A 6,135-nucleotide genomic window follows, 5' to 3' on the forward strand; every position below is an offset into this window, starting at 1 on the left:
AAAGGGCGGCACGTGGAACAGCGCCAGACGGCACCCGCACACAGGCGCGCAGCAACGCTGGCACGGTACCTGCACCGCTGCGCGGGCGGCTTGGTGGTGTCGTGCCAGGCCCGCGAGGGCGAAGCCCTGCACGGCCCGCACTTCATGGCGGCCATGGCGCGGTCGGCCGTCGCCGGCGGCGCCCGCGCCGTCCGCATCAACGGGCCGGCCGACGTCGCCGCCGTCCGCGCCGCGGTCGACGTGCCGGTCATCGGGCTGTGGAAGGACGGCGACACCGGGGTCTACATCACCCCCACCCTCGCGCACGCGCTCGAACTCGCGGCGGCCGGAGCCGACATCGTCGCCCTCGACGCCACCGCCCGGCCACGCCCGGACGGCCTGGACCTGACCGCCACGGTCGCCGGGCTGCACGCGGCGGGCGCGGTCGTGATGGCCGACGTGTCCACCCCCGAGGAGGGCCGGGCCGCCGCCGGAGCCGGCGCGGACCTGGTCGCCACCACCCTCTCCGGCTACACCCCCGCCAGCCCGCCCCGCGAGGGCCCGGACCTGGAGCTGGTGGCGCGGTTGAGCCGGACCCAGCCCGTGCCGGTCGTCGCCGAGGGCCGGTACACGACGCCGGCCCAGGCGGCCGACGCGCTCCGTGCCGGAGCGCACTCCGTGGTCGTCGGCGGTGCCATCACCCGGCCCGCCGACATCACGGCCCGCTTCGCCGGCGCTCTCGCCGACGTGCCCGTTCCGGCGGCCCGACCGGCCGCCGCCACCGACGTGACTGACGAAGGAACCCCCGCATGACGCACCGCCCCGGCGCCGAGGTCCACGTCGTCACGCACGTCCACTGGGACCGCGAGTGGTACCGCCCGTTCGAGGCCTTCCGCGCCCGCCTGGTCGAACTCGCCGAGCACGTGTGCGCGGAGCTCGACACCGGGCGGATCACCGCGTTCCACCTCGACGGCCAGACGACCGTCCTTTCCGACATCGAGGAGCTGCGCCCCGACCTCGCCGGCCGGGTCCGCGCGCACGCCGCCGCCGGCCGCCTCACCGTCGGGCCCTGGCACGTACTCGCCGACAACCAGCTCGTCTCCGGTGAGAACCTCATCCGCAACCTCCTCACCGCGCGGCGGGTGGCCGGCGGCACGCTGGCCACCGTCGGGTACTCGCCGGACGCCTTCGGCCACCCCGCGGACCTGCCGCGCATCCTCGCCGGCTTCGGCATGGACACGGCCCTGGTCTGGCGCGGCGCCCCGCCCGCGCACGCCCGGTTCCGCTGGCGTTCGCCCGACGGCTCCGAGGTCTTCGCCGTGAACCAGGCGTACCACGCAGCCGAAGTCCTGTGGGCGGACGGCGGCCCACCGGCCGCGCCCGTCGGCGACCGGCTCGCCACCTTCCTCGAAGCCGAGCGCACCCGGCTGCCCGGAGGGCCCTGGCTGCTGATGAACGGCGGCGACCACCTCGCGCCGCGGAACACCGCCGAGCGCGTGACGGCCGTACGGGACGCGGCCCGGCGAGCCGGCGCCGGGCTGCGGGAAAGCACGCTGGAGGACTTCTTCGCACACGCCCGCCGGAACCCGCCCGCCGGCGGACTGCCGCTGGTCGAGGGCGAGTTGCGGCACCCGGGCGACCGGCTGACCTTCCTGCTGCCGGGCACCCTGTCGGCCCGTACCCACCTCAAGCAGGCCAACGCCGCCGCCCAGACCCTCCTCGAACGCTGGGCGGAGCCGGCGGTGGCACTGCACGCGGCCACCGACCCGGCGCTGCTGGCGGACCTGCGGCACGCCTGGGACCTCCTGCTGCACAACGCCCCGCACGACTCCATCTGCGGGTGCAGCGTGGACGAGGTGCACCGCGAGAACCGGGTGCGCTATGAACGGGTCACCCAGAGCGGCGAGCACGTGATGCTGCGCGCCCTGGGCGCCGCCGGCCTCGACACCCGCATCTACGGCGACCGCCCCAAGGAGCGGACCTCCTTCGCCGTCCTCAACCCCCACGGCTTCGCCCACACCGGTCCGGTGACGGTCGAACTGCTCACGGCACCCGGCCGGTACCCGGTCGAGGTCGCCGGAGAGGACGGCGCGCCGGTCCCCTTCGAAGCCGAGACCCTCGGCGAGGAGACGGCGTTCGAGGCCGACCTCGACCTGCTGCCCGACTCGCGGCCCTCGCTGCGGCACCGGATATGCCTGCTGGCACGGGACGTGCCGGGGCTCGGGAGCGCCGCGTACCGCGTACGGCTGGCGGCGAACCCCGATCCCTCGGCCGCGGCGCACACCGAGGACGGGCAGCAGGAGTTCACCACCGCGGACGGTACGGTCGTCACCGCCGGCGACGACGCCTCGCTCACGCTCCGGCTGCCCGACGGCGAGTTGCTGACCGGCCTGGGGAGGCTCGTCGACGGCGGTGACCGCGGCGACACGTACACCTACGACCCGCCGAGCCGCGACCGGCTCGTCAGCCCGGTCGTGCGCACGGTGCGGCGCATCACCTCCCCGGTGCGCACCGCGCTGCGGCTCGACGCCGGGCTCACCCTGCCGGCGGCCCTGACCGGGGACCGCGACGGCCGCGCCGAGGACACCGTGACGCTCCCCCTGCGCGTGACGGTCACCTCGTGGCACGGCGACCCCCGGGGCGCCCTGGACTGGACCGTCGAACTCGACAACGGCGCGTCCGACCACCGGCTGCGCATGCACTTCCCCACCGGCGGCCCGGCCGGCCGCTGGACCGGCGACGGACACTACGCACTCGTCGAACGCCCCATCGCACCGGACCTCGGCCCGCTCCCGGACCGGCCCGGCCACGAAGCCGTCTGCGCCGCGGCGCCGGTGCAGAGCATCGGCGCCGTGGGCCGCGGCGCGCAGCGCGTCGCGGTCGCCGCGGCCGGACTGCCGGAGATGCGCGGCATCCCCGGCGGCACCGGGGCCGGCGAGGAACTGGTCGTCACGCTGCTGCGGGCCGTCGGCTGGCTCTCCCGCTTCGACCTGCGCACCCGCACCACCGGAGCCGGCCCCATGCTCCCCACCCCCGAGGCCCAGTGCCACGGCCCCCAGGCCTTCACCCTCACCACGGCGGTCGGCCGGGCCATGGCCGACGACCACGCGCTGGCCCAGCTGGCGGCGACCACCCGGGCGCCCCTGCGCGCCTGGCAGCTGCGCGGCGACGCCCCCGCGCCCCGGCCGGACCCCGGCCTCGGCGTCCAGGGCGGTCTGCTGACCGCCCTGAAACCGGCGGAAGACGGCAACGGGCTCATCCTCCGCGTCTCCAACCCGACCCCCGCGCCGCTGCCCACGGTGCTGCACGCCCCCCGCGGCCGCTCCGCGGACGCCTGCCGACTCGACGAGAGCGCCGACCCCGGCACGGAGCTGCCGCCGCTCGAAGGAGGCCGCCTCGCCTGGACGATGCCGCCCTACGCGCTGGTCAGCCTGCGCCTCTCCTGAACGCGGCCACCGCCCTGCCCGGCTGCGCCCGCCGCCCCGGCCGTTCCGGACCCCCGAGTGGGCAGCGCTTCGGGGCGCTCACGGGGATCGTCACCAGGTGGCGCCGGTGGGGGTGATGTCCTGTTCCCACCAGATGGTTTTGCCGCGGTCGGTGCGGTCGGTGCCCCAGGCGCGCGACAGCAGGCTGACGATGTGGATGCCGCGGCCGCCCTCGTCGCCGGGGTCGGCGAGTTGCAGGTGGGGCAGCATCCGGCCGCGGTCGGAGACCTCGCAGCGCAGGTTTCCCAGGCGGAGGAGCCGGAGGACGACGGGCGGTGCGCCGTAGCGGACGGCGTTGGTGACGACCTCGCTGGCCAGCAGCTCGGTCGTCTCCACGAGGTCGTCCAGCCCCCAGGTGGCCAGCTGGCGGCGGACCAGGCTGCGGGCGGTGCGGGGCGCGGTCGGGGACAGGTCCAGCTCCCAGGAGGCGACGGCGTCCGGGGGCAGGGTCCGTACGCGCGCGACGAGCAGGGCCATGTCGTCGGTGCGGGGTTCGGTGACCAGTTCGTCGAGCAGCCGGTCGCAGATGCCCTCCGCGTCGCGGTCGTTGCGCGTGAGCGCCCGGCGCAGCAGCGCCATTCCCCGGGTGAGGTCGGCGTCCGCGTTCTCCACCAGGCCGTCGGTGTAGAGGGCGAGCAGGCTTCCGCTCGGCGCGGGGACGTCGACCGTCTCGAAGGGGACGTCGCCGACGCCCAGCGGTGCCCCCGGGGGCACGCCGGCGTAATAGGTGTCGCCCTGCGGGCTCCGGACCAGGGGCGGGGGGTGGCCGGCGGCGGTGGCGCGGCAGTCGCCGGTGGCCGGGTCGTACACGACGATGAGACACGTGGCGAGCTGGAACGGCCCGGCCTGGGCCACGAGCCGGTCGAGGTGGTGCAGCGCCTCGTCGGGAGGCAGGCCCGCGGTGAGCAGTGACCGCAGCGTGGTGCGCAACTGGCCCATCAGGGCCATCGACCCCATGCCCTTGCCCATGACGTCTCCGGTGACGAGCGCGACGCGGACGCCGGGCAGGGGCACGGTGTCGAGCCAGTCGCCGCCGGCGATGGTGGGCGAGGCGCTGTTGGGCAGGTAGCGGTGCGCGATCTCGGTGCCCGGATGCTGCTCCGTCCGCTCGGGCAGCAGGCGGCGTTGCAGGACGTGGGCGGCCTCGCGCTCCCGTTCGTACAGGTGCGCGTTGTCGATGCTGACGGCGAGGCGGGAGGCCAGCTCGCGGAGGAGGGGGATTTCGCCGTCCTCGAAGACGGCCCGGTTGCGGTGGCGCGCGAGGGTGAGGATGCCCAGCGGGGTGGAACGGGCGTGGAGCGGTACGAGGACCATCGACTGGATGCCGCTGGCGCGCATCGCCTCCTGCGCGGCCCGGCCGTGTGCCTCGCCGTCCTGCGGGTGGCTGGGGAAGTCCGTCAGCGGGATCGGCTCGTTGCGCGTCAGGCACCGGTGGATCAACGAGCCGGGAGGCAGCCGGAAGACCTCGCCGACCGCGGCCACCCCGGCGCGCAGCGTCGCCTCGCCGGGGCCGTGCGTCCGCAGCGTGACCCGCTGGAGGTCCGCGGAGGTGTCCTCGCGGAAGCTCCAGGGCCGCTCCGGGTGCAGGATGGAGGTGAGGAGGTCGACGGCGACGTGGTCGGCCAGCCGGGGCACGAGAAGTTCGGCGAGTTGCCGGCAGGTAAGGGCCATGTCCAGGCTGGAGCCGGTCTGGCTGCCGGCCTCGGCGAGCAGCGCCAGGTGCTCGCGGCTGGTCTGGGCCTCGGCGGTGACGCGCTCGTGCTCGGTGACCTCGGTGACTTCCACGGCGACGCCCAGGACGCCGCCGTCCGTGCCCTCCAGCCGGTACCACGACGTCCTCCAGCGCCGGGGGTCGTCGACGCCCGGCTTGGGGACGAACACCTCGTCGCGCACCCCCTCGCCGGTCCGCAGCACGCCCAGTGCGGTGGCCTGGACCTGGGTGGCCTGGTCGGCGGAGAACCCGGCCGCGTACAGCAGTTCCGTGATCGTCTTGCCCAGGTGCATCTCCTCCGGCAGGTTGTTGAGTGTCTGGAGGGCGCGGTTGACGAGCATGTAGCGCAGGTCGGGGTCGAAGGCGGCCATCGGCACCGGGGATCTGTCGAGGACGGCCCTGAGGTACTCCCACTGCGGTCCCCGGCCGGACGGCGCGACCGATTCGGACAGGACCGCGGCCACCTCGCCGGACGGGCGCAGCGGGTGGAACTCGACGGCGAGGTGGCGGGCGCCGGCGCCCTCCAGCACGACCGGGCCGGTACGCCGTCCCGTCCGCCGGGCGAGGTCGATGGCGGCGGCGAGCCGGGCGCGCAGCGGCGGGGTGCCGCCCAGGACGTGTTCCAGGCGGTGCCCGACCGCGTGGGCACGGGGCGTCCCGGTCGTCTCCCCCGCCCGGCTGCTCCAGTAGGCGACCCGGCCCTCGCGGTCGGTGACCACGAGGGCGGGGGAGGGACATACCGGCGGGGGAGTGCTGCCGGGCCTCCCGCGCACCTGGCCGCCCCCGCTCACTCCGTGTGAGTGGTCCGTGGAGTCGGGCATCAGGTCGCCCCTTCCCGACGCGGTCGGCGCTCTGAGCGACCGCGCGGGTGCAGTCGAGCCGCGCCCTTCGGCGGTGGCTTACCAGCCACGATAAGGCGCACGCGGAGAGGCTGCGACCCGGGCGCGGCGGCCTTACGCC

General features: G+C 75.7%; 3 protein-coding genes. 2 read left to right on the forward strand and 1 reads right to left on the reverse strand.

Annotation, left to right across the window (positions count from 1 at the left end):
• Positions 1-57 precede the first annotated feature (57 nt).
• Entirely contained in the window at positions 58-792 is a 735-nt protein-coding gene (locus ACHZ99_RS32865; RefSeq protein WP_420308501.1) for an N-acetylmannosamine-6-phosphate 2-epimerase, read from the forward strand.
• Positions 789-3,425 carry a hypothetical protein gene (locus ACHZ99_RS32870; RefSeq protein ID WP_420308497.1) on the forward strand — a complete coding sequence of 879 codons (2,637 nt, stop codon included), beginning with the start codon at positions 789-791 and terminating at the stop codon, positions 3,423-3,425. Before ACHZ99_RS32865 ends, ACHZ99_RS32870 begins: the two co-directional genes overlap by 4 nt.
• A gap of 90 nt (positions 3,426-3,515) precedes the next feature.
• Here the strand turns inward: ACHZ99_RS32870 and ACHZ99_RS32875 are convergent, their stop codons facing one another.
• The gene (locus tag ACHZ99_RS32875) at positions 3,516-5,894 is read right to left on the reverse strand and encodes a SpoIIE family protein phosphatase (RefSeq protein WP_420308498.1); all 2,379 of its coding nucleotides are present in this window, start codon (positions 5,892-5,894) and stop codon (positions 3,516-3,518) included.
• Between the last annotated feature and the right edge of the window lie 241 nt (positions 5,895-6,135).

The organism is Streptomyces sp. MAR4 CNX-425, assembly GCF_048656465.1.
GTDB lineage: Bacteria > Actinomycetota > Actinomycetes > Streptomycetales > Streptomycetaceae > Streptomyces.

Bases quoted from the DNA above. Each gene is read 5' to 3' on its own strand.
- ACHZ99_RS32870 (WP_420308497.1), top strand. From the start codon at position 789: ATGACGCACCGCCCCGGCGCCGAGGTCCACGTCGTCACGCACGTCCAC.